Annotated in this window: 17 protein-coding genes; 13 read left to right on the top strand and 4 right to left on the bottom strand. The window is 33.7% G+C overall.

Going from position 1 to position 24,190, the window contains the following annotated elements; all coding sequences use genetic code 11:
* Positions 1-58: 58 nt before the first annotated feature.
* Positions 59-4,414, top strand: coding sequence for a DNA polymerase III subunit alpha (gene dnaE, locus FCN74_RS03860; RefSeq protein ID WP_138931263.1), 4,356 nt, complete (start codon positions 59-61; stop codon positions 4,412-4,414).
* A gap of 27 nt (positions 4,415-4,441) precedes the next feature.
* On the opposite strand, the gene FCN74_RS03855 is transcribed toward dnaE, so the two are convergent.
* From FCN74_RS03855 to FCN74_RS03845, 3 genes are all read right to left on the bottom strand, one after another.
* On the bottom strand, positions 4,442-5,827 hold the full coding sequence (locus FCN74_RS03855; RefSeq protein ID WP_138931262.1) for a mannosyltransferase: 1,386 nt from the start codon (positions 5,825-5,827) through the stop codon (positions 4,442-4,444).
* 8 nt (positions 5,828-5,835) lie between these two features.
* A complete protein-coding gene (locus FCN74_RS03850) occupies positions 5,836-7,308 on the bottom strand; it encodes a cellulose synthase family protein (RefSeq protein WP_138931261.1) in 1,473 nt (490 codons plus the stop codon).
* Positions 7,309-7,436: 128 nt separating this feature from the next.
* Positions 7,437-9,353, bottom strand: a complete 1,917-nt coding sequence (locus tag FCN74_RS03845) for a polysaccharide biosynthesis protein (RefSeq protein WP_138931260.1) — start codon at positions 9,351-9,353, stop codon at positions 7,437-7,439.
* 83 nt (positions 9,354-9,436) lie between these two features.
* Between FCN74_RS03845 and FCN74_RS03840 the strand changes: the two genes are divergently transcribed.
* On the top strand, positions 9,437-10,201 hold the full coding sequence (locus FCN74_RS03840; RefSeq protein WP_138931259.1) for a polysaccharide biosynthesis/export family protein: 765 nt from the start codon (positions 9,437-9,439) through the stop codon (positions 10,199-10,201).
* 18 nt (positions 10,202-10,219) lie between these two features.
* Entirely contained in the window at positions 10,220-12,604 is a 2,385-nt protein-coding gene (locus FCN74_RS03835) for a GumC family protein (protein WP_138931258.1), read from the top strand.
* On the opposite strand, the gene FCN74_RS03830 is transcribed toward FCN74_RS03835, so the two are convergent.
* Positions 12,605-13,573, bottom strand: coding sequence for a DUF4837 family protein (locus tag FCN74_RS03830; RefSeq protein WP_138931257.1), 969 nt, complete (start codon positions 13,571-13,573; stop codon positions 12,605-12,607).
* Between the two features lie 146 nt (positions 13,574-13,719).
* On the opposite strand from FCN74_RS03830, the gene FCN74_RS03825 reads away from it, so the two are divergent.
* The 10 genes from FCN74_RS03825 to FCN74_RS03780 all read left to right on the top strand — a co-directional run bounded on the left by FCN74_RS03825 (position 13,720) and on the right by FCN74_RS03780 (position 24,155).
* Positions 13,720-16,026 carry a putative monovalent cation/H+ antiporter subunit A gene (locus FCN74_RS03825; RefSeq protein ID WP_138931256.1) on the top strand — a complete coding sequence of 769 codons (2,307 nt, stop codon included), beginning with the start codon at positions 13,720-13,722 and terminating at the stop codon, positions 16,024-16,026.
* A gap of 9 nt (positions 16,027-16,035) precedes the next feature.
* A complete protein-coding gene (locus tag FCN74_RS03820; RefSeq protein ID WP_138931255.1) occupies positions 16,036-16,449 on the top strand; it encodes a Na+/H+ antiporter subunit B in 414 nt (137 codons plus the stop codon).
* A gap of 3 nt (positions 16,450-16,452) precedes the next feature.
* Positions 16,453-16,806 (top strand): Na+/H+ antiporter subunit C, encoded by a 354-nt coding sequence (locus FCN74_RS03815; RefSeq protein ID WP_138931254.1) that lies wholly within the window; start codon positions 16,453-16,455, stop codon positions 16,804-16,806.
* A complete protein-coding gene (locus FCN74_RS03810; RefSeq protein ID WP_138931253.1) occupies positions 16,803-18,311 on the top strand; it encodes a proton-conducting transporter transmembrane domain-containing protein in 1,509 nt (502 codons plus the stop codon). The genes FCN74_RS03815 and FCN74_RS03810 overlap by 4 nt, the downstream gene beginning before the upstream one ends.
* 3 nt (positions 18,312-18,314) lie before the next feature.
* Positions 18,315-18,791 carry a Na+/H+ antiporter subunit E gene (locus FCN74_RS03805; protein ID WP_138931252.1) on the top strand — a complete coding sequence of 159 codons (477 nt, stop codon included), beginning with the start codon at positions 18,315-18,317 and terminating at the stop codon, positions 18,789-18,791.
* Positions 18,788-19,063 carry a monovalent cation/H+ antiporter complex subunit F gene (locus FCN74_RS03800; protein WP_138931251.1) on the top strand — a complete coding sequence of 92 codons (276 nt, stop codon included), beginning with the start codon at positions 18,788-18,790 and terminating at the stop codon, positions 19,061-19,063. Before FCN74_RS03805 ends, FCN74_RS03800 begins: the two co-directional genes overlap by 4 nt.
* Entirely contained in the window at positions 19,056-19,445 is a 390-nt protein-coding gene (gene mnhG, locus FCN74_RS03795; protein ID WP_138931250.1) for a monovalent cation/H(+) antiporter subunit G, read from the top strand. Before FCN74_RS03800 ends, mnhG begins: the two co-directional genes overlap by 8 nt.
* Positions 19,446-19,526: 81 nt before the next feature.
* Complete coding sequence (locus tag FCN74_RS03790; RefSeq protein WP_138931249.1) at positions 19,527-21,968, top strand: DUF5686 and carboxypeptidase-like regulatory domain-containing protein; 2,442 nt, start codon at positions 19,527-19,529, stop codon at positions 21,966-21,968.
* A gap of 19 nt (positions 21,969-21,987) precedes the next feature.
* Complete coding sequence (locus FCN74_RS03785; RefSeq protein ID WP_138931248.1) at positions 21,988-23,127, top strand: aminotransferase class I/II-fold pyridoxal phosphate-dependent enzyme; 1,140 nt, start codon at positions 21,988-21,990, stop codon at positions 23,125-23,127.
* Positions 23,124-24,155: a carboxypeptidase-like regulatory domain-containing protein gene (locus FCN74_RS03780; RefSeq protein ID WP_138931247.1), complete on the top strand. Its 1,032-nt coding sequence runs from the start codon at positions 23,124-23,126 to the stop codon at positions 24,153-24,155. The genes FCN74_RS03785 and FCN74_RS03780 overlap by 4 nt, the downstream gene beginning before the upstream one ends.
* The last annotated feature ends 35 nt before the right edge of the window (positions 24,156-24,190 follow it).

Genomic DNA, 24,190 nt, shown 5'->3' with positions numbered 1-24,190 from the left:
ATACAAAAGTGATATATTGGATTGTATTTTATAAATTTACCTCAAACTTCAGCGACTTATGTACATCATTTTTGATACAGAAACTACTGGCTTACCCAAACGCTACAATGCTCCAATTTCTGATGTTGACAATTGGCCTAGAGCGGTTCAAATTGCCTGGCAAGTTCATAATAAATGGGGTGAACTTGTAGATCATCAAGATTTTTTAATTCAACCTGAGGGCTTTGATATCCCTTTCGATTCAGAAAAAATTCACGGTATCTCTACAGCTCTAGCACAAAAAGAAGGTCAACCGTTGAGTGAGGTCTTAAAAGTTTTCAATAAAGCTTTAAACGAGGCCAAATTTGTAGTTGGACAAAATGTAGATTTTGACATCAACATCATGGGTGCTGAGTTTTATCGCTCACAAGTTGAAAGCCCATTGACAAACATGCCTATATTAGATACTTGTACTGAAAAAACAGCTAAGCTCTGTCAAATCCCAGGCGGACGCGGAGGCAAATTCAAGTTGCCCACATTAACTGAATTGCACGAATTTTTATTTAATGAATCTTTTAAAGAAGCTCATAATGCCACTGCCGATGTTGAAGCTACCACCCGATGTTTTTTAGAATTATTGAGAAAAGCACATTTCACTGAAGATGAACTCAAGGCAGAACCGGGCTATATTACTGAATTTCAAAGTAAAAATCTAGAGCCTTTTGGCCTTATCGGAATAAAACATACTAATCTTAAAAAAGCTTCAAAAGCACTAGCAGACCAACATCAACCTGATCAAACAAAAAAACCCACTCAACAAGAATTAAATCAAAATCTAGAACATCTTTCTGAAGAAACTTTTGTACACTTACACAACCATAGCCAGTTTTCAATTCTTCAATCTACATTATCGGTTCAAGATTTAATTGAAGTGGCCTCAAAAAATAACATGCCTGCTGTTGCTCTCACCGATCATGCCAACATGATGGGGGCTTTTCATTTTGTAAACGCAGCAAAGGCATACAATCAAAGCCTATCTAAAGATCAAGCTGAACAAACCATTAAGCCCATTATAGGCTGCGAATTTTTTGTGTGTGAAGACCATTTAGATAAAAGTCATAAAGACAACGGTTACCAAATCGTCATGCTGGCCAAAAATAAAAATGGCTACCACAACCTGGCCAAAATGTCTTCGATAGCTTTTACAAAAGGGTTTTATTATGTGCCGAGAATCGACAAGAAGATTATCGAACAATACAAAGATGATATTATCGTTTTATCGGGAAATTTATACGGAGAAATACCATCCAAACTTTTAAATGTTGGCGAAAATCAGGCAGAAGAGTCACTTATCTGGTGGAAAAGTCAATTTCAGGATGATTTCTACATTGAGCTCAATAGACATCAACAAGAGGATGAAGATCGTGCTAACCAGAGTTTGGTAAAGTTAGCTCAAAAACATGACGTTAAACTCGTAGCGACCAACAACGTCTATTATGAAAATCAAGACGATGCAAATGCACACGATGTCCTGCTCTGTGTAAAGGATGGCGAAAAACAAACCACTCCTATTGGCCGAGGTCGAGGTTACCGCTATGGATTGCCCAATGATGAATATTTCTTCAAATCTGCTCAAGAGATGAAACATCTCTTTAAAGATTATCCTGAAGCCGTATTGAATACCAAGGAAATTGCTGAAAAGGTCGAGTTTTACGATTTAGCCAGAGACGTATTGCTGCCTGCTTTTGAAATTCCGGAAGAGTTTAAAGATGATAAAGACGAAGACGATGGAGGAAAACGTGGTGAAAATGCCTACTTAAAACACATTACATATTTAGGCGCTAAAGAACGTTACGGTGAACTCACCGAAGACATCCGGGAACGCTTAGATTTTGAACTCTCCGTCATTGCCAACACCGGTTATCCGGGCTACTTTCTTATCGTCGAAGACCTCATACGAGAGGCCAGGAATATGGGTGTTTCCGTGGGGCCGGGACGCGGTTCAGCAGCTGGAAGTGCAGTGGCATACTGTTTAAAAATCACCAACATCGATCCCATTAAATACGATTTACTTTTTGAGCGGTTTTTAAACCCGGAGCGTGTGAGTATGCCAGATATAGATATCGATTTTGACGATGAAGGCCGTAGTAAAGTTATGGATTATGTGATTGAAAAATACGGTGAAAATCAAGTTGCACAAATCATTACCTATGGTACCATGGCTGCAAAATCTGCAATCAGAGACACCGCTCGAGTGCTTGACCTGCCACTGTATGAAGCCGATAGAATTGCGAAGTTGGTTCCTGACATGACCAAATTGTCAAAAATTTTCGGAAAAGACGAAAAAGAGCTCAAAAGCAAGTTCAGAAGCGAAGACATCGATAAAATCATGCAGCTGCTTCAACTAAGCGAAAATCAGGATGAACAAGCAGAAACCATAAACCAAGCCAGAATTATTGAGGGCTCAGTGAGAAACACAGGGATTCATGCTTGCGGTGTAATCATCACACCAGACGACATCACTAAATTTGTACCCGTAGCAACCGCTAAGGATTCTGATTTGTACGTCACTCAATTTGACAATAATGTGGTAGAATCTGCTGGCTTGCTAAAAATGGACTTCTTAGGGCTTAAAACTTTAACCCTGATTAAGGATACGGTCAAAATTGTCAAAGCAAAGCATGGAAAAGATCTAGACCCTGAGGGCTTCCCACTGGACGATGAGAAAACCTATGAGCTTTTTCAACGCGGTGAAACGGTTGGTATTTTTCAATACGAATCCCCTGGTATGCAAAAGCATATGAAAGACCTGAAGCCAACCGTGTTTGAGGATCTCATTGCGATGAATGCATTGTACAGGCCTGGACCGATGGAATATATCCCGAGTTTTATTAAGCGAAAACACGGTGATGAAGAAATTACCTATGATTTGCCGGAGATGCAGGAAATTTTGGAAGAGACTTACGGAATCACAGTATATCAGGAGCAGGTGATGCTGCTGTCTCAAAAATTGGCAGATTTCACTAAAGGTGAAGCTGATATTTTGCGAAAAGCCATGGGGAAAAAGAAAAAAGATGTCCTGGCAAAATTGAAGCCTCAATTTATCAATCAAGCTAAATCTAAAGGCTTTGAAGAAGATAAATTAGAAAAAATATGGAAGGACTGGGAGGCATTTGCAAGCTACGCGTTTAATAAATCCCACTCCACTTGCTACGCATTTGTTGCCTATCAGACTGCCTATCTTAAAGCACACTATCCAGCAGAATATATGGCTGCGGTATTGTCTAATAATATGAGCGATATTAAAAAAGTGACCTTTTTTATGGAAGAATGCCGTCGTATGGGTGTTCCGGTTTTAGGCCCTGATGTCAACGAATCGTATTATAAATTTTCAGTCAATAAAGATAATGCCATACGTTTTGGAATGGGTGCAATAAAAGGTGTAGGGCGTAATGCGGTAAAAACGATTGTAGACAATCGAAAAGAAGATGGAGAATACCAATCCATCTTTGATTTGGCTACCCGTATCGATCTTCGGGCAGCCAACAAAAAAGCCTTTGAAAGTTTAGCTTACGCTGGTGCTTTTGATAATCTAGGCAATGAACATCGGGCTCAATTTTTTCACCAAACCGATGATTCTGAACAAACATTTATTGAAAAAGTCATTAAATACGCTTCGCGTTACCAAGAAAACAAAAACTCAGCTCAAGTTAGTTTGTTTGGTGATGCTAGCGAAGTTCAAATCCCTGAGCCGGAAGTGCCTCCATGTGAACCCTGGCATAACATGAAAACATTAAAAGCCGAAAAAGAAGTTGTAGGGCTATTCCTTTCAGCGCACCCACTGGATGATTTTAAACTGGAGTTGAAACATTATTGTAATACCGATCTCACTGCATTTTCTCATCTGGAAGATTACATCAACAAAGAGATGAAAATTGCAGGGGTTATTACTGATGTCAATCATCGTGTCAGCAAAAATGGTAAAGGCTTTGCAACGTTTGTGCTTGAAGATTACAAGGACAGTCATGAGTTTTGGATATTTGGTGAGGATTATCTCAAAAACCGGCATTATCTTATTCCCGATCACTTTGTTCATTTAAAAGTAAAACCTACGCAATACATCAATCGTGAGACCGGAGAACCAGGTCGAATCAGGACCCAGTATTTATCGTTTAAGCAATTGCAAGATGTGATTTCATCATTTTCAAAAAAAATACAATTGCAATTGGACATCAACCAAATTGATGAGGAAACTGTCGAAAATTTATCTAAAATTTGTAATAAATATAAAGGTGATAAAATCGTTGATGTAGTGCTTTTTGATAAGACGGAAAAACTCAAACTCAATACGCACAGCAAGACAAAAAAAGTAGAAATTACAGGTGAACTGCTTGAAGAAATAAATCAATATAAATTGAGATACAAATTGAATTAAACCCTGTATATATTTAAAACAATTAGCCTAACTTAAAATTTTACGAATACGGCTTGAATAAAATTTACGCTTTAATTCATAGCATATATAAATTATAAGTATACCATATTCTATAATCAAAACCCAAGCAGGCTCTACAACTACATTGGTGTTGTAAGCAAAATAACTCAAAAAAATCAAAAAAGACCAAAGATATACAGCTTTAAATGGGGTAAAAACACTTAAAGCCAATGGAAACAATATATACCAAGGATGCACGGTAGTGGATAGCAAATAATAAATCATAAACATCCACATGAGATTTTCGAGTAGATTAATCAATTTTGCTTTGCTTTTTATAATAATAATCACAAAACTTATTACAGTTAGAAAAGGCATGAATAAAGCATAAGTTTGAATAATATTCCAACCTGAAATTTGATACCCAATCCACTTAATGACATAAAAAATACTAGCATTAAATTCAAACTTTCCAAACCACAATGCAATACTTTCTGAAAAGTTGTTAAAAAAACGGTCATCGTAAAAGAAAACAAATTGAATACCTAATAATAGAATTACCCAAAAGCTATAGTATATCATTCTTTTTGAAGCATTTAAAAAATTAAATTTATTTGTATGGTACTTAAACACAAGAGGAAGAAATATCAAACTTAGCAATTTGGTAGATATAGATAAGCTTAAAAATAATGCGCTTAAAACATGCTTTTGTGTTATCAGTAAATAAAAAGCAATCACAAAAAAGGCTATCATAACACCTTCAAGGTGAAGATTTCCTGTTAATTCTAAAATACAAAGAGGATTAAGAACATACCAAAATAATTTTTTAGGATTCTGTTTAAAATGAACCAAAAGCTTTTTTGCAAACACTATAAACAGAAGATCAAAGCAAATTAAAATTAGCCTGAGTGATATGACAAAGCTCAATACCGAACCTTTTGCAAACCAAGCACAAACAGCGTAAATATATTGGCTAAAAGCTGGGTAATTGGAATAATTGCCCGCATTTAATTTTCCCATACCCTGACGCAATATCTCAGCTTGATCAATCTTATATTCTAAACCGTTGTTAAAAAAATAATTTACATTTTCAGCATAAGGGCTTAGACCTTGAAGTACGAGTTGACCATCCCAAAAAAACCTAAAAAAATCCTGAGAAAGATTTGGAATAGAAACTAGAAAAACCAATCTATATAAAAGAGATAATACACATAATTGATTAAAATTCAATTCACTTTTTTCAATAATAATGTAAGTTATGATAAAAGAGATTGCAGTTAATAGTATAAGTTGAGTAAACTCTGTTCTAGAAGTAAAAAAGGCAATTATACCATAAACCAAAACACCTAAAACAGATACAAAAATGGAAGTTTTGTAAGGAAGGGGTTTTAAAAAAATTAAGACAGGTTTCATAAGTTAACTTATGAATTTGTGTTTAAAGACTTGAATGCTACAAAGCCAAACCCAAAGAATAACATCAAATGAAAGATAATTAAACCAAAATCGTGGGTGTAAAAGGCGCTAAAAACAGCAAAACCAAAGTAGATAAATAAAATAATTTCTATCACTACACTTAAGGGTATTCTTTTGTTAATATAAATATTATTTTTCCAAGTATCTTTTACTTTTTTGATATTAAACTTTGGTGTTCTGATAAAGCTAGACTTTTTACCCAGATGACCTTCCATAACAGCAATAGTATTATGAACAGAAAACCCCATGGCTACAGAGAAAAAAGTAAAAAACATCCCAATAAATTTAAACCAATTTTTTAACCCACCACCATGAATTCTGGTATAGGACTGCCAATAACAAAAGAAAAAAATAATCGTACTAATCGCAAAAAACGCAAGACTATTAAACAACCATGATAATTCAGGATGTGCGCTCTTGATATAAAGGACAGGCACGCTTAATAGGGAAATAGCAAGTACAATAACAAACATACTACTATTTAATAAATGAAAAAAACTATGAAATTTTGTCCCTTTAGATATTGAAGAGTCCCTAAGCAATCGCCAACTGAATTTTTTAAAATTTTCTGCAGCGCCCTTATTCCATCTAAACTGCTGAGATCTGGCAGCACTCATAATTACGGGCAATTCTGCTGGTGTTTCAACTTCTTCAAGGTATTTGAATTGCCAGTTTTTGAGTTGAGCTCTATAACTCAAGTCCAAATCTTCTGTAAGGGTATCGCCTTGCCAGTTACCAGCATCAATGATACATTGCTTCCTCCAAATACCAGCAGTACCATTGAAGTTAATAAAGTGTTTTCCAAAATTTCTACCTACCTGTTCTAAGACAAAGTGAAAATCAAGAGCAAAGGCTTGAATCTTTGTAAGAAGCGAGTAATCTCTATTGATGTGTCCCCAACGCGTTTGTACAACACCAATTTTTTTATCCTTAAAATAGGGCAAGGTCTTTAAAAGCCAGTCTGATTTTGGCATAAAATCAGAATCGAAAACTGCTATAAAATCCCCTTTAGATTGTTCTAATCCTGCTTTTAAAGCGCCTGCTTTAAATCCCTCTCTATGATCTCTTTTAATATGTTTGATATCAAAACCCAAATCTTCAAGGAGTTTTATTTTTTTGGCTGTAGTATAAATAGACTCATCGACGGAGTCATCTAAGACCTGAATTTCTAGTTTATCTTTTGGGTACTTGATTTGAGATATATTATCCAACAATCGGTCTACAACATAAAGTTCATTATAGATAGGCAACTGAATGGTGACTATTGGAATGTTGTTTGCATCTGAAAAATCAAATTTTGGTGCGCTCTGTGTTTTCCTATTGGCTTTAATATAATTTATCAAAAGATTGAGTTGAGCCAAACTATAAAGAAACACAAGACATAAACAAAAAGCATATAGGCTAAGGATGAGGTAATCCATAAATCAAATACGTTATTAACAAATATTTACCTTACAAAGATACTATCTTTAATAGTATAATGATGAGTAGAGCTATTTATTAGTATTGTATTGTGTTGTCAAAAAAAACAGATAGGCTTACAACATATTTAAGAAATATGAGTGCCATTTTTTTTATCTTTTTTACTTAAGGATGTGCTTTTATATTCAGGCACAAGCAGTTTCAGGCCTTTAAGGCTGTTGTTTTGATTATTTTCTTGGATAAAATAAATCAAATCGTTCAGTAGTTTTATTTTGGTATTATCAAAATCATAACTCGCCTTAGCAATCAGTATTTTTTGATGATGAGTAGGCAATGTATTTTCTTTATCGGCTAGGAGTTCTTCGTACAGTTTTTCGCCTGGTCTTAGTCCTACAAATTTGATATCAATATCTACGTTTGGCGTGAGACCGGATAATCTTATCAAATTTTTTGCCAACTCTAATATTTTGACTGGCTTACCCATGTCAAAAACATAAATTTCTCCACCTTTACCCATTGCGCCAGCCTCAATTACCAATTGGCAAGCTTCATCTATGGTCATAAAATAACGCGTGATTTCTGGGTGTGTCACAGTTAAGGCTTGTCTTTGCTCAATTTGTTTTTTGAAATATGGAATCACAGAACCATTGGAACCCAAGACATTACCAAATCTAGTTGTGATAAAGGTAGTTTGGTCTTTATTTTTTCTGGCTTTACACTGCAAATATAGCTCTGCAGCCCTTTTTGAAGCTCCCATTACATTTGTTGGATTTATTGCTTTATCTGTAGATATAAATACAAATCTATCCACTTTGTGTCTAACTGCTAAATCTGCCAAATGCTTTGTCCCGCAAAAATTGACATCCAAAGCTTCAACTGGATTATTTTCCATCATTGGAACGTGCTTGTAGGCTGCACCATGAAATACAATTTCAGGTTTAAAAACATCAAATATTTCTTGAAGGCGCTTAAGATTTCTGACATCTGCAATAATAGCCTCAAAATGAATATCATTATGTTTTTGACTCATGTAAAGGCTCATATCGTGAAGCGGAGTTTCAGCATTATCGAGCATGATTATAGTCTTAGGCTCAAAATATGTGAGTTGCTTTACAATATCACTGCCTATAGAACCGGCCGCTCCTGTAACTAAAATAACTTTATTGTTGTATATCCCTTTAAGTTTAGACCAATTTAATTTGATTGGAGTTCGTTGTAATAAATCTTCAAGTTTAACTTTTTTAATATTTGACAGTATAGATTTTTCATCCCAGTTTTCAATTTCTGGGAGTTTATAGATGTTAAAATTTTTATCGAGGAGTATATTTAAAATTTTTGATTCATTTTTTCTTAAGCGTTTTATTTTATCCACTGTAACAATTACTGTATTATGAGTTTCTGAAGATTCTACCTCACTTAGACTAATGATAGGTAAGTTAAGAATACGTTTTTTATTTAAAGATTTACTCTCAGAAATAAATCCAGCCAGTTGGTATTCGGTTTGTACATCATTATTTATGCTTTCTGCAACAGCAACATCTGTAAGGCTTGTACCTAACACGTATACGTATTTAGAAGCACTCGTCGTATGTATGGCTTGATAGATTTCCTTTATGATAATTCTGTAAAAAAACAGAAATGTAAAGGCAATAAAACCATATACAATAACACCTGAATTTGTAAAAATTCTGCTTATACCTAAAAAATCACAGACAATATTAATGGTGTAGATGACTATTATCGTAAATAAAATAGACTGTATTTGTTTAAAAGCATCTTTTAAATTGGTGTATCTTATGATACCGAGATAAGACTTGAAAAGAACAATAGATAAAAATTGAATGATAAATATGATACCAAAATTAATCCAATAATTATCATCAATTTCAAAGTAACTTATTGTAGAAGAGTTTATTAATGTAAAAGTCAATAACAACGCCAGAAAACTCAAAACCGTATCAATCCACAAAATAAGTATTCGAGGAACGTGGTATTTTGATAATTTTTTAAGTTTATGAAACAAATATTTTATTATTGTATTCATAATGGATAGGTTAGTTGAAACATTTTAAATACAAATCTAAGAATTTATTACTAAATACATTCAAAAAAATTATATTTGCAAGTATGAGTAAGTTTATAATCTTTTGTCTAGCAGTTATTTTTTTGAGCAGTTGTGCGAGTAAAAAAAAAGTGATTTATCTACAAGATATAGATGATTCACAACTTGAAAACATTAGTAAAATAAAGCCAAAACCAAAGGTTCAAATAAATGACATCTTAAAAGTTGACATCAAAACTCTTGACCCTGAAAGCGTTATTCCTTTTACCAAAACCATAACACAAAACAACGTTGGCAACCAACAATTGCCTATTCTCAAATTACAAGGTTATATTGTGGACGAATCAGGTGATATTAATATGCCTGAAATCGGTAAAGTACAAGTAGCCGGCTTAGATCTTGACCAAGCCGAAGAAAAAATAAAAACTAAACTTTCACCTTTTTTAAAAAATCCATATGTATCTGTTAGAATATTAAATTATAAGTTTACAGTACAAGGTCAAGTTAACCGGCCCGGCACTTATGAGATTGCCGAGCCTAATTTTACTTTGTTACAAGCATTGGGTATGGCTGGAGATTTAACAATCAGAGGTAGACGAGACAATATTGTAATTGTGAGAACCTTAGATGACAAAAGAATAACCAAAAGGATAGATCTCACAAAGTCCGATTGGATGAATTCAGATTTTTACTTTATCAGACAAAACGATTGGATTTATGTAGAACCAAATAATCCTCAAGTTAAAACAGCTGGTTTTATTAGTAATGTTGGTACACTATTATCTGTTGTGTCAATTCTTTTTTCTGCAGTTGTCATATTAGCACGTTAATATATAATATCATCCAAGATGCCTATCGAAAACCATACGCCATATCAAGATACCACCAATAGCGACGAAAGCTTAAAAAAAGAAATATTCAGATACCTGAAGTTTTGGAGGTGGATTTTATTAAGTCTGCTTATTACTTTAGGCATATGCTATTTGTATTTGAGGTATTCTCCAAATATTTACGAAACAAGCGCCAAAGTAAAAATTCTCAAAAAGAAAGATAGTGGATTTGATTTATCCGGGCTAAATGGCAGTTCTCCCCTATTTGATATGAGTAAAACAAACCTTGAAAATGAGATTCAAATTTTAAAGTCTAGAAGAATTATTGAAAAGGTTGTAAATGAGCTTAATCTTGATACATACTATTACGTGAGTGGGAGAATTATAGACAATGAAGTCTTCGGTGATGAGGTACCATTTAAAGTAAATTGGCTGAATACCGATAATGGAAATACAGACTTTATAAAAAGTAATACCTTTATTTTTAAACTCATAAGTAACAGTCAATTTGAATTAAAAATTTCAGAAAACTCCTTCAATAAAGTATTTACGTTTGGTGAAGAAATCAATATCGAAAATGCTCAATTTGTAATTCATCGAAATCCTGTATTTGATTATCAAAACAAATCGCCTATCGGAAGAACTATTTTTTTTAATTACAGACCAGTAAATAATGTTGTCGAAAGTCTATTAAACAAAAAAATAAACATAGAACCCATAGGTGATATTAGCGAAGTTTTGCAAATTAAAATTAATGGTGAAAATAAAGTTAAAAATGAAGCTATTGTTAATGAATTGATTGATAAATTTATCCAAGACGGGATTGAAGACGATAGAAGAGTAGCCATAAAAACGAAAATGTTTGTCTCCGAACGACTAAAAATGCTAGTTAGCGAATTGGATACCGTAGAGTCTGATCTGGTTGACTTCAAAAGCTCAAATGACATTGTAGACCTACAAAGTGGGGCAGAAATGATGTTTGAAACCTATTCTGAAGCCGAAAAAAGAAAATCAGAAATTGAAAATCAACTTCAAATCACACGATACTTAAATAATGAAATTGAAAATAATAGTCCATATAGTTTGCTTCCCGGCGATATTGGTATTGACAATAGTACAACAAACAGTTTGATCGAACAGTATAATGAGTTGGTCTTAAGGAGAAATAAGTTACTAAACTCTTCAACAACTCAAAGTCCACAAGTCAAAGCATTGTCGGATGAACTTGAAAAACTCAACCTCAACATAAAAAATTCTATTCAAAATTATACAAAAGGTTTAGAAATTTCACTTCAAAATATTTCGTTAAGGGAAGAACGCGCAGATGCTACAATTGAATCTATGCCAAAAAAAGAAAAAATTATCAGCTCAATTCAAAGACAGCAAGCTGTAAAAGTAAAACTATATGTGTTTTTACTTCAGAAAAAAGAAGAAGCTGCTTTAACAGCCGCAATTACAGCACCAACTGCCAAAGTTGTTGATTATGCTTATACTCCGTCAGATCCAATTAGCCCTAAAACTCGCATCATCTTTCTGTCAGGTTTAATAATAGGACTTGGACTTCCTATTGGAATTTTATATCTAGTTTTCCTCTTTGATACAAAAATTTCAACCAAAGAACAGGTGCAATCGCGACTTAATATTCCTATCGTAGCAGAAATCCCATTTAACAAAGAGTACAACGAAAAAATCATCAAACCCACTGACAACTCTTCTCTGGCAGAATCATTCAGGATATTGAGAACCAATTTGAATTATTTTACCCTAGATAAAAACAATAATTCAGACCCCAAAGTATTTTTCTCTACATCGAGTACAAAAGGAGAAGGCAAAACTTTTACAGCCATCAATACAGCATCAGTTTTAGCTTCAAATAATAAAAAAACCCTTTTAGTAGGGTGTGACTTAAGAAATCCACAGCTTCACAACTATCTAGATGTGTCTAAAGATACTGTTGGTTTGTCTTCATATCTTGTAAACAGAGATTTGAAGCTGGAAGACATTAAGTTGAAACTTAAAAATGATTTGAATTTTGATGCTATCATATCTGGCGAAATACCACCTAATCCATCAGAACTTTTAAACAATGGACGTTTAGAAGAATTATTCAAAGAAGCAAAAAAGCAATACGATTATATTCTAGTCGATACAGCCCCAACAATGTTGGTAACCGATACGTCAACCATTTTTGAATATGCCGATATTATCATTTACATGGTAAGGACAAATTATACAGAATTAAAAATATTAAATCACATCAAGGAACTTAAAGAACTCAAAAAGCTCAACAATTTAGCTATAGCTATTAATGGTGTTAACACTAAAAAAGGATATGATTATAATTACGGATACGGTTATGGCTATTCAGAAGAAGTAAAAAAGAAAAAATGGTACCGGTTTTAATTAATCAATAAACTTAGCTGACCTACCAATTGCTTCAATCTCAAATACATTATTACGCTTTTCGGCTGTGGGCTTAAAAACAATGCCTTCTAAGACAACATAGCGGTTATTAACTTCATCTTTAATGGCAAAATTAAGAAATGGGCCTCCCATAAAAGCCCCTTTGACAACCCATGTCCCACGGGTTTCGTAGGCAAATTTCCCATCAATTTTAGTTTCGTAGAGGTAAGGCATATATGCCTCTTCTGTAATCATATAAGTTCCTGGTCGAGGTCCTGGAACGTTAGATTTGCCTATCGAATCTCTTATTTTGACAATGTTGGATACTACAGAGTTTTCATTTTCTATTTTAGTAACAGGAACTTCATATATAAAAATTTCCATACTGCCTTTCTTGATTTCTTTTCTCAACCAGATAAAACTGTCGTTGCTTTCTTTAGCAAATCTGTATGCCGTTGGAAATTTCAAAGAGATGCCTAAAAGGTTTTTAATTTTGGTATCGTCTTCAAGAGACTTGTTCATCCGTCTCCATTTTTCACTGATTTCAGTATTATTGATAGCGTTTAATATTTTATTTTGATTGTCTTTAAAAGTTTTGATGAGCTCATCCTCATTTCTGCCTTTAATAAAAATTCCTAATTGAGGTCTTGCAAAGCTATCTTTTGCGAAAGTTATTTTATTTTCTTTCCCAAGATCAAATTTTAAAAAAGTTCTATTTTTCTTGGCAAATCCTGTAAAGGCCTTATTTGGGATATGTCTAAGTTTGTAAAGCGGTTCTTTTTGAGGTAAGCCTTCTGCATCTTTGGCCATCAAATCTCTGATATCTTCACCTAGTTTACTATCCCATAATTGGTTTTCGGAGATGATGTTGACCATATTAAGATTGCCAGAAGAATCTGCTATATATACGCTTTTACCTTCATCACAAGCCATTAAAATTAAAGCCATTAAAAAAAGAAGTCGTTTCATGATTGATTTTTTAACAAATTTATAATCTAAAATCGTTCCAAAGCTTACATTTACTAATATATTTTTGAAAGTCTTTATTGATGGTATTAGTTTAAGTCTTATTTTCTTTTAAAAATCCTTATATATTTGCAATTAAAGTTAACCATATGCTTTTTATAGTCTGTCTTGGCTTTTTACTTTCAATAGCTATTCTTTTTATACATAAATTTATAAAAGGTAATTGGGCTTGGCTTTCTACATTAATTCCGCTGACGTCATTTTTATACTTCTTAAGTTTTATTGGTGATATAGCCCAAAATGATGTCATAAAGGTCTCATATAGCTGGATATCGTCATACAGTGTTGATTTGAGTTTTATGCTTGATGGCTTATCTCTCCTGTTTGTATTAATGATTTCCGGCATTGGGACACTAGTGTTTTGGTATACCTCTTCGTATTTAAAAGGTCATGAGTATCTAGACCGTTTCTATGCCTATCTCGGTATTTTTATGGCGGCAATGCTCGGTTTAGTGCTTTCAGACAATTTAATTACCATGTTTATTTTTTGGGAATTAACCAGCATTAGCTCCTTTTTTCTCATTGGTTTTAATAACGAAAGTAAAAGCTCTAGAAAATCTGCCTTGCTGGCTCTAGGTATTACAGGGGTTGGTGGTTTATTTTTACTCGCAGCAGCAGTTATTTTAGGACAGGTGACTTCTACTTATACCATTTCAGAAATGCTCTCTATGAGTAATGAAATTGCCATGAGTAGTAGCTATACATTTATAGTCGTCATGATCTTTTTAGCTGCATTTACCAAATCGGCTCAGTTTCCTTTTCATTTTTGGCTGCCTGGAGCTATGAAAGCGCCAACGCCGGTTTCTACCTATCTTCACTCGGCAACAATGGTTAAAGCAGGAATTTACCTCATATTAAGGTTCAGCCCTATTTTGGGTGAAACGTCTTTGTGGAATACAACTTTAATTACTATTGGTGCGATAACCATGTTGTATTCTGCCATACAAATGCTGTTTAGAACAGATTTAAAAGCCATACTGGCTTATTCCACCATTTGTGCTTTGGGGATTTTGACTTTTTTAACCGGTCTGGGTACCTATGAAGCTTTGGTCGCCGCAATGGTATTTATTGTTGTCCATGCATTATACAAAGCATCGTTGTTTTTAATTACGGGAATCATAGACCACGAAACAGGGACCAGAGACATCACAAAATTGTCTGGATTAAAACAAGGTTTAATGCCAATCGCTGTCGCTGGATTTGTTGCCGCTTTAATCAGTGGTGGTGTGATTCCTACGCTTGGGTTTGTAGGAAAAGATTTAATCTACGAATCTACTTTACATTTTAAAAACAATGCTTGGTTACTCACAGGAATTGCCATTGCGACTAACGTTCTACTGTTCTACGGTGGATTTTTAGTTGGTGTAAAACCTTTTCTAGGCAAAAAACCAGAAGCTTTACCACATTTACATATGCCAAGTATTCGCTTATGGTTACCGCCAATGCTGATGGTTTTGTTAGGCTTGGTTTTAGGTTTTATGCCATATTTACTGGGCGACAGTTTAATTATGCCGGGTGCTGAAGTTTTAAGTCGTGGCGAAAGTGGTTTGCATCTCAAATTATGGCATGGATTTAATACTATGTTTTGGTTATCAACGCTAACGATCGCGTTTGGTGTTATAGTTTATCTTGTTCTAAAACCTTCAGATAAACTATTAAGGTTCTCTGAAAAATTTGAGTTTATCTCTCCCAAATCAATAACACAATACTTGGTCTCTTTGTTTAAAATTATGTCTAAATACTGGACTATGTTATTCCAAAATGGGTATTTAAGACATTATGTAGCAACTTATGTCACGTTTATCATTGTATTGGTTGGTTATCTTTTACTCAAAGACCCCGTTTTAAAAATTGATTACAATACTTTGGCTGACTTAACGGTTTATGAAATAGTCATTATCATCATAATGTTCTTGTCCACCTTGTTTACAGTATTTACACCATCGCGATTAGCTGCTGTTGCTGCAATGGGAATTATTGGTTTTGCGTTTTGTTTGCTCTATTTATTTTACAGTGCGCCAGATTTGGCCATGACACAGTTTTCAGTCGATACCCTGACTGTTATATTATTTGTTTTAGTATTATATAGATTGCCCAAGTATCTCAAATTCTCAAAAAACTACTTACGTGTTGAACATGGTATTCTATCAACTATTTTCGGTGGTATGATTACATTTTTGATTTTAAAAGTAATTAGCGAGCCTAAAAATTCAGAAATCAGTAATTTTTATGCAGAAAATTCTTATGTTTTAGCAAAAGGTAAAAATGTTGTCAATGTTATATTGGTTGACTTTAGAGGGAGTGATACTTTAATTGAAATTACAGTACTTATCGTAGCAGCAATAGGGGTTTTTGGCCTTTTAAAACTCAGACTAAAAGCAAGAGATAAAAAATAAAAAATTATCATGAAAACATTAATCCTAAAAACAGCATCTGATATACTTTTACCAGTATTGCTTTTGTTTTCGGTGTTTATTTTGCTGCGAGGTCATTATCTGCCAGGTGGTGGTTTTGTAGGTGGTCTTATCGCCGCTATTGCATTTGTTTTGGATGCTTTTGCAAACGGTTTAGAAAATTCACGCAAAATCATAAAAATTCATCCAGGATTTTTAATGCCCCTTGGCTTATTGATTTCCTTTGCAAGTGCAGTAACACCCGTGTTTTTTCAAGATTTACCATTTATGACAGGATTGTGGGCGAGCGGTCATATTCCAGTGATTGGAAAAATTGGCTCGGCTTTGTTTTTTGACACCGGTGTTTATTTTGTAGTTGTTGGAGTTTCGCTTACTATTATATTCACCATATCTGAAAATGCTTAATTTATGGAGATACTATTAGCCATTATGACTGGAGTACTTTACGCCGCTGGAACCTACATGATTTTAAGGAGAAGTATTGTTAAATTGATTATAGGTATTATACTATTTGGTAATGGCGTCAATCTATTGATATTTCTTCTCGGTAGAATCACTAAAGGAAATCCACCCATTATTTCACCTGAACTTAAACATTTTACAGATATATATGCAGATCCCATACCTCAAGCCCTTATTTTAACGTCGATAGTCATAAGTTTTGGTTTGCAGGCTTTTGCAATTATTTTGGTAAAACGAGCCTATAAAGTATTAAAAACAGACGACCTAGACATGTTAAATACCTTAGACGAAGATTCATGAGTGAAAACATCATTACATATCCATTAATAGTTCATTTGTTTTTTAGCATTATACTGATGTTTTTTTGGAACAAGGTAAAGGTCCAAAAAATTGTAACAATCATCGGAAATTTTGTGGCATTAGGAGTCGCTATTGCAGTCTTTATATTTACTTGGAAAAACGGCACACATGTCGTTAATGCAGGAAATTGGGAAGCTCCTTTTGGTATTGTTTTTGTCGGTGACATGCTCTCGGCGACATTGATTTTACTCACCGCCATAGCAGGGCTTTCTGTTTCCATTTTTTCTGTTATTTCAATAATCAATGCGAGATTAAGATTTGGGTTTTTTAGTGTATATCATTTTTTACTTTTAGGGTTAAACGGTGCATTTTTAACCGGTGATATGTTTAACCTCTATGTGTGGTTTGAAATTATCATCATCAGTTCATTTGTGTTGATAAGTATAGGAGGTGAAAAAAATCAACTCGAAGGTGCAGTCAAGTATTTTACTTTAAACTTTTTTGGCTCACTTATATTTTTAACTGCCTTAGGAGTAATTTATGGGTTGACAGGAACTTTAAACATGGCTGATGTTGCTGTTAAAATTCAACAAGTTGACAATCAAATTTTAATCGATGTTTGTGCAGTTTTATTTTTGACTGCATTTGCCATAAAGTCTGCGGTTTTCCCTCTTAACTTTTGGCTACCAGCTTCTTATCACACGCCCCCATCAGCAGTATCTGCTATTTTTGCGGGATTATTGACAAAAGTTGGTGTCTATGCTTTGATCCGTATGATGACGCTTATTTTTCCTCATGATGTTTTTTTAATGAATGTGCTTTTAGTGCTTTCTGTCTTAACTATTATAAGTGGATCATTTGGGGCAATTATTCAGAATAATATTAGAAAAGTATTTTCATTTCTCATCATCTGTCACATTGGATTTATGATAGGTGGTTTGGGGATTTTTAATGTTTTGGCTTTAACAGGTGTTATTTTTTATTTGATACATGACATCATTGTTAAAACAAATTTATTTTTAATTGGCGGCCTAATTTATCGTTTAAAATCTACAACCAACATGAAAAACATTGGAGGGCTCTACAAGAGTTATCCCAAGATAAGTTTGTTATTACTAATAGTTTTATTCTCATTGGTTGGTGTTCCTCCACTGTCTGGATTTTGGCCCAAAATATCTTTATTTCTAAGTAGTTACAGCACTGAAAATTACTGGTATCTTGGCGCATTAATCTTAGGAAGTTTTATCACCTTGATTGTTGTTGCTAAAATCTGGTCAGAGGTCTTTTGGAAAAATCAGCCCGAATTAAAAGTAAGTAAAAGGTTTATCTTTTTCGACAAATTATACCCTATTCAGAAATGGCAATTTGTAACCCCTATAGTATTATTAGCTTTATTTTCTTTGTATATTGGCTTTGGCGCAGAGCACATTCAGTCCTTATCGGAAAGGATAGCAGAAGATTTGTACAACTCTCAAAATTATATTGACGCAGTGTTAAAACCATAAGCTATGAAGTCACAGTTTTTATCCAACATATTATTGATGCTCATTTGGGTGTTTTTAACGGGCTCCTACAATGCATACAATTTTTCTTTTGGGTTTATACTTGGACTTTTGATTATTTGGCTTATTGGGTACAGTGTAGGTCAAACCAAGTACATTAAAATTTTACCTCGTGTCATTGCATTTTTCTTTTATTTTGTTTATGAACTAATTATTGCAAACCTTGAAGTGGCTTACGAAGTCATGACACCAAATCTCAATGTTACACCAGGTATCATTAAAATACCGCTAGATGTTGAAACCAATCTTGAAATATCTTTACTGGCCAACCTTATTACACTGACACCAGGAACACTAAGTCTAGACGTTTCTGATGATAAAAAAGTACTCTATGTACATTCGATGTATGTTAAAGATAGAGATGAGTTTATACACCATATTAAAAATGGTTTTGAAAGACGAATTTTATTAATTACAAGATGATTTTAAACGATTTTTTATATTATATTATTCTGCCTTTACTGTCCTTTTCGATTGTCTTGGTTTTTATAAGATTTCTAAAAGGTCCGAGTATCGTAGACAGAATCATAGCTCTAGATCTTATTGTAACTATAGGTATTGGCATCATCTCTATTTATAGCATTATAAACAATCAACCCAACTTCTTAGACATCGCATTAATTTTGGCTTTAATTGCCTTTTTAGGTACAGTGGCTTTTACATACTATTTAGAAAAAAGAGACAATAATGAGTGAATTATTAATAATTATACTGTCAAGTTTAGGTACACTTTTTGCCCTTCTTGCTGCAATAGGCTTGATCCGGATGCCAGATACATTTTTAAGAATATCAGTAAACACCAAAGCTGCTACCCTTGGAGTGGGTTTACTCTTGGCAGCAGCAGCTATTTTTTTTAATGATTTAGCAATATCAACAAGAGTTCTAGCAATCATTATCTTTATTTTTCTAACGGCTCCTATAGGTGGTCATTTACTTGGTAGAACAGGCTATTTTATTGGTAATAAACTTTGTGATAAAACTCATATTGACGATTTAAAAGATCAATACAACAAAAAAACTCACGAATTAAGTAGTAATGACCAGGAAGAAACTTCTGTTGAAAAAGAAAATAAATAAAATTAAAGTAGATTAGGCACAAGATTTGTTTTGTAAATAAAACGATGAAAAGAAAGAAATGCCTATTATAAGAATCACTCGATGAAACAATCATGTCTAGCCTTATTGTTTGCTCTATTTTTAACTCTTAACTTTTATGGGCAATACCAAATCAACGGAAAAGTTTTAGATGCTGAAACCAAAGAAAATTTAGCCTTTGCAAATATAACTTTCAACAACAATAAAAAACGTGGTGTGATCACAGATATCGATGGCAAGTTTGTTTATAAAAGCAATAAGCCCATTAAAAATATTGAAGTTTCTTATCTAGGATACCAGACGTTAAAACTTAAACCAGACAGCAATACAAATTTAATCATCGCTCTAAAACCTGCTTTAGAAAGCCTTGATGAAGTAGTTATTACCAATGCAGAAAATCCTGCTTTACGTATTGTAAAACAAGTTATAGCCAATAAAGCACTTAATAACCCACTAAAAAAAGGAGGTTTTAGATATACCTCTTACAACAAAAGTATTATTGATAAAGAAGGACGACAGGAAGAGTCTGATTCGTTAAGACAAGTCTTTTTAGAGCAAATTGAAAAAGGAGAATTAGACCCTGAAAGTGATACCTTAGGCGGTTTTGAGAAAACCTTAATAAGAGAAGGCAATTTTAATATTATGTTGTTTGAATCCGTGACAAAACGAAAATTTTTGCCTCCTGATTTAAGCGAAGAAACCGTAGTTGCCACTAGAGTTTCTGGTTTTAAAGATCCCTATTTTGCTGTTTTGGCAACAGAGCTTCAGCCTTTTGGGTTTTACGAAGACAACATCAACCTTATGGATTTGCATTTTTTGAACCCTATCGCCAAAGGCAGTATAAAGCGATACGATTATACCTTAGAAGAAAAAATATCAAGGGGAAATGATACAATTTTTAATATTTCATTTCAACCAAAACCAGATGCCAACATCGATGGATTAAAAGGATTTATGTATATCAATTCAGATGCTTATGCCATTCAAAATATTGTGGCAGAACCTTATGATAAATTGATAACTCATCTAAAAATTCAACAGAAATATAAACGTATTGCAGATAAACAATGGTTCCCTGAACAACTCAATTTTGAATTTACAACTCAACAAGGTATTTTCATTAATGGTAACACCTATTTAAAAGACATAAAATTCACTGACAGTTTAAAACCTAAAGATTTTAGCGAAGTCCAATTAAAGTACCAAGATGACGCCCCAAAACGAGATAAAACATTTTGGAATCAATATAGAGTAGACAGCTTAAGCCAAACCGATAAAAACACATACAAAGTAGTGGACAGTATTGGCGAACGATTAAAGTTAGACAAAGTCTTAGATGTAGTAACCAGCTTAAGTGATGGTTATGTGCCTTGGGGAAAATTTAATATTCCCTTTAACCGGTTTTTTGGCTACAATTCCCACGAAGGATTTAGACTTGGTGCTGGCTTAGAAACCAATGATAAATTTTTAAAAAACGTTATACTTGGTGGCTATACCGCTTATGGTTTTAAAGATAGCGAGTGGAAATTTGGAGCTAAAGCTCGGTATAACATCAATGAATCTGATGACATGTTTTTGCAGTTCAATTACAATAATGACGTCAGGGAAATCGGTCGATCGACCATCAATAATCAAAACTTTTCAGGACGGGGTAATTTGAGGAGCTTTATCGCTTCCAGAATGGACTTAGTCGAGCATTTTCAAATCGAATTTGGACGACGAGATTTCAAGTATTTATCTTGGCGCATTGGCCTGAGAAATGAATGGATTAGACCACAATTCAATTACGCTTTTGTAAACAACTCAAACAACATCACAAACTTTAGAAATTCTGAAGCGGTTATCAATTTAAGATATGCCTTTCGTGAGCGAATAGTACAAACCCCAAAAAAACGGATAAGCCTTGGTACGACTTATCCTGTATTTAATTTGAGATATACCAAAGGTTTTGACTCGTTTCTAGATGGCGCATTCGACTATCAAAAAATTGAAGCTAGTCTTTCGCATAGCTTTTTTTCACGAAATTTTGGGCAAACCCGATACCACATTCAAGCAGGTTATATCGATAGCGACATCCCATTAGACTTATTGTTTACAGGCGAAGGCAGTAACGATGATGATATCCCAATTGTAATGCCAGACACGTTTCAAACCATGCTACCTTATGAATTTTTATCAGACCAATATGTACACTTATTCCTGACACACGATTTAGGGAGTTTGTTGTTTAAAGCTAAAGATTTTAATCCCGGTCTTATATTACATCACAATATGGGTTGGGGAGACTTAGAGCATCCACAATCTCACAACTGGAATTTTAATACCAAGGAACAGATTTTTATTGAATCTGGACTTGAAGTCACTAAAATTTTGAAATTAAATTACTTAGATGCCTTTTATGCCGGTATTGGTGCAGGTGGGTTTTATCGCTATGGGTTTTATAGTTTTGACAAGTCGAGCGATAATTTTGTGTTTAAACTCAATGTGACCTTTACGCTCAATTAAAATATTTTAAAGCTCTACCATGGAATTCCCCAGCAATTTATCAAACCTTCTAAGAGACAGGAAAAACAAGGATAATTTTCGAGAACTTAAACATTATAATTTTAAAGTCGATTTTTTATCTAATGATTATTTGGGCTATGCTCAAAACAGCAGCATTTATAAGCAGTATTTGTCTATTATAAAGGAACACAACATAAACAAACTCGGCTCTACAGGTTCAAGATTAATTAACGGAAACCACAGTTTGTTTCAAAGAGTAGAGCGAAAAGCTGAAGACATATTCAATACAGATGCCGCTTTGTTTTTTAACTCCGGTTACAATGCCAATGTTGGTTTATTATCTGCAGTTTTAAGACCAAAAGACCTCGTGTTTTACGATGAACTTTGCCATGCATCTATTCGTGATGGTTTACAAATGGCCTCTGCTAAAGCCTATAAATTTAAGCATTGTGATTTTAAAGATTTAGAGCAAAAAATTAGGTCACAAGTTGAAAGACTGCAGCCTCAACATATTTACATTGTTACCGAAAGTGTGTTCTCTATGGATGGTGACACATCAGATATCTCTAATTTAATTGAAATTTCAGGAAAGTATAAAGCCCATCTCATTATTGATGAAGCGCACGCTGTTGGCGTTTGTGGCGAAAATTATAAAGGTCTTACTCAAAATAAAGACCATAAAATTTTTGCCAGAATACTCACTTGTGGAAAGTCTCTAGGAAGCCATGGCGCTTTTGTTTTAGGCTCTCAACAACTAAAATCCTATATGATAAATTTTTGCAAATCCTTTATTTACACAACAGCGGCTTCGCCTCATCAAGTGGCATCAGTATTGGCTTCACTCCATTATTTTGAAAGTGAAAAAAAAGAAAAAACCGAATTGCAAACTGTAATTTCTAATTTTACTAAGGAAATTGAAAAACACAACCTCCAATCCCGTTTTATCCCAAGTCAAACAGCCATTCAATCGTTTTTAATTTCAGGAAACACAAAGGCAAAACAGCTCGCCACAACACTTCAGCAAAAAGGTTTTGGTGTCAAAGCTATTTTGCATCCCACTGTACCAAAAGGTAAAGAACGCATTCGCATTTGTTTGCATAGTTTTAATACGGAAAAAGAAATCATCAATATTATTAAAACGTTGAAAACCTCTGCATGATGAAAACAGTGTTTTTATCCTTATTGATTTTAACATTTTCTCAAAGTACTCTTGCACAACAGCTTACATCCAAAGTTGTCGATGAAAACAAAAAACCGCTTGTTGGAGCTACGGTCTATTTTGATGGTACAACGCGAGGTGTAATAACCAACTTAGATGGCATATTTAGAATCAAAAAACCTGAAAACTTATCGGAGCCTATCCTGGTGATAAGCTATTTAGGTTATGAAACCTTGTATGAAAACAATTTAAATAACCTCAAAAACACCTATCAACTCAAGCCAAACCCTGAAAATTTAGACACTGTAGACTTGTATGCTTCACCATTTAGTAGAGAAGATATGCTTGAGGTTTTCGAAGATAATTTTTTAGGTAAAGGAAGACCCGCAAGACAATGTAAAATTTTAAATCTTGACGACGTCATTGTATACTATGTTGTAAAGGAAAATACCCTTTATGCAAAATCTATGAACCCTATCATTATTAAAAATAATTATTTAGGGTATAAAATCAAGTTTGATTTAAAAGATTTCCAAGTAAAATACTCTACCAAAACTTTAAATGAATATTATTTAAAACAATCCTATTATGCTGGCTTTTCTTTCTTTGAAGACATCAACCCTAAGAAATCAAGGAGACGACAAAAAATTTACGAAAGCTCTCTCAACAAGTTTTTCAAATCGCTTATTGAAGACAACTTAGATAACACCAAATTTGTATTAGGTTATAAAGGATTTGCTGTAAGACCTGAAGAAATTTTTGGAATAAAGCCACTCGAAAATGATTTGTCTTTAATCTATCTTAAGTCAAGAGTCATTAAAACCTTTAATTCTAAATATATTCCTTCAAAAATTACATTAAAGCATAAAAGAGAATTAAGCACGCTTCAATTTCAAAAAGGACATTGTCGCGTTGACCAGTTTGGCAATAATTTAGATATTCAAAATGTACTTCTAATCGGAGATTTATCAGAATCTAAAGTTGCAAAAATGCTTCCATTAAATTTTAGTTTGGAAAAATTAAAATAAATTCTTAAATAAACTTTGCTTTGACCTATAGCGTT

This window comes from Mesohalobacter halotolerans (assembly GCF_006120725.1).
Classification (GTDB): Bacteria; Bacteroidota; Bacteroidia; order Flavobacteriales; family Flavobacteriaceae; genus Psychroflexus; species Psychroflexus halotolerans.
Note: the sequence above shows the minus strand (reverse complement) of the source record. Positions and strands in the feature narration are given on the sequence as shown.

Excerpts from the sequence above, each read along its gene's own strand:
- FCN74_RS03780 (WP_138931247.1), top strand. The coding sequence starts at position 23,124 with ATGATGAAAACAGTGTTTTTATCCTTATTGATTTTAACATTTTCTCAA.
- mnhG (WP_138931250.1), top strand. The coding sequence starts at position 19,056 with ATGAGTGAATTATTAATAATTATACTGTCAAGTTTAGGTACACTTTTT.
- FCN74_RS03835 (WP_138931258.1), top strand. The coding sequence starts at position 10,220 with ATGCCTATCGAAAACCATACGCCATATCAAGATACCACCAATAGCGAC.
- FCN74_RS03800 (WP_138931251.1), top strand. The coding sequence starts at position 18,788 with ATGATTTTAAACGATTTTTTATATTATATTATTCTGCCTTTACTGTCC.
- FCN74_RS03815 (WP_138931254.1), top strand. The coding sequence starts at position 16,453 with ATGGAGATACTATTAGCCATTATGACTGGAGTACTTTACGCCGCTGGA.
- FCN74_RS03810 (WP_138931253.1), top strand. The coding sequence starts at position 16,803 with ATGAGTGAAAACATCATTACATATCCATTAATAGTTCATTTGTTTTTT.
- FCN74_RS03855 (WP_138931262.1), bottom strand. The coding sequence starts at position 5,827 with ATGAAACCTGTCTTAATTTTTTTAAAACCCCTTCCTTACAAAACTTCC.
- FCN74_RS03850 (WP_138931261.1), bottom strand. The coding sequence starts at position 7,308 with ATGGATTACCTCATCCTTAGCCTATATGCTTTTTGTTTATGTCTTGTG.
- FCN74_RS03825 (WP_138931256.1), top strand. The coding sequence starts at position 13,720 with ATGCTTTTTATAGTCTGTCTTGGCTTTTTACTTTCAATAGCTATTCTT.
- FCN74_RS03805 (WP_138931252.1), top strand. The coding sequence starts at position 18,315 with ATGAAGTCACAGTTTTTATCCAACATATTATTGATGCTCATTTGGGTG.
- FCN74_RS03790 (WP_138931249.1), top strand. The coding sequence starts at position 19,527 with ATGAAACAATCATGTCTAGCCTTATTGTTTGCTCTATTTTTAACTCTT.
- FCN74_RS03845 (WP_138931260.1), bottom strand. The coding sequence starts at position 9,353 with ATGAATACAATAATAAAATATTTGTTTCATAAACTTAAAAAATTATCA.
- FCN74_RS03785 (WP_138931248.1), top strand. The coding sequence starts at position 21,988 with ATGGAATTCCCCAGCAATTTATCAAACCTTCTAAGAGACAGGAAAAAC.
- FCN74_RS03820 (WP_138931255.1), top strand. The coding sequence starts at position 16,036 with ATGAAAACATTAATCCTAAAAACAGCATCTGATATACTTTTACCAGTA.
- FCN74_RS03840 (WP_138931259.1), top strand. The coding sequence starts at position 9,437 with ATGAGTAAGTTTATAATCTTTTGTCTAGCAGTTATTTTTTTGAGCAGT.
- FCN74_RS03830 (WP_138931257.1), bottom strand. The coding sequence starts at position 13,573 with ATGAAACGACTTCTTTTTTTAATGGCTTTAATTTTAATGGCTTGTGAT.
- dnaE (WP_138931263.1), top strand. The coding sequence starts at position 59 with ATGTACATCATTTTTGATACAGAAACTACTGGCTTACCCAAACGCTAC.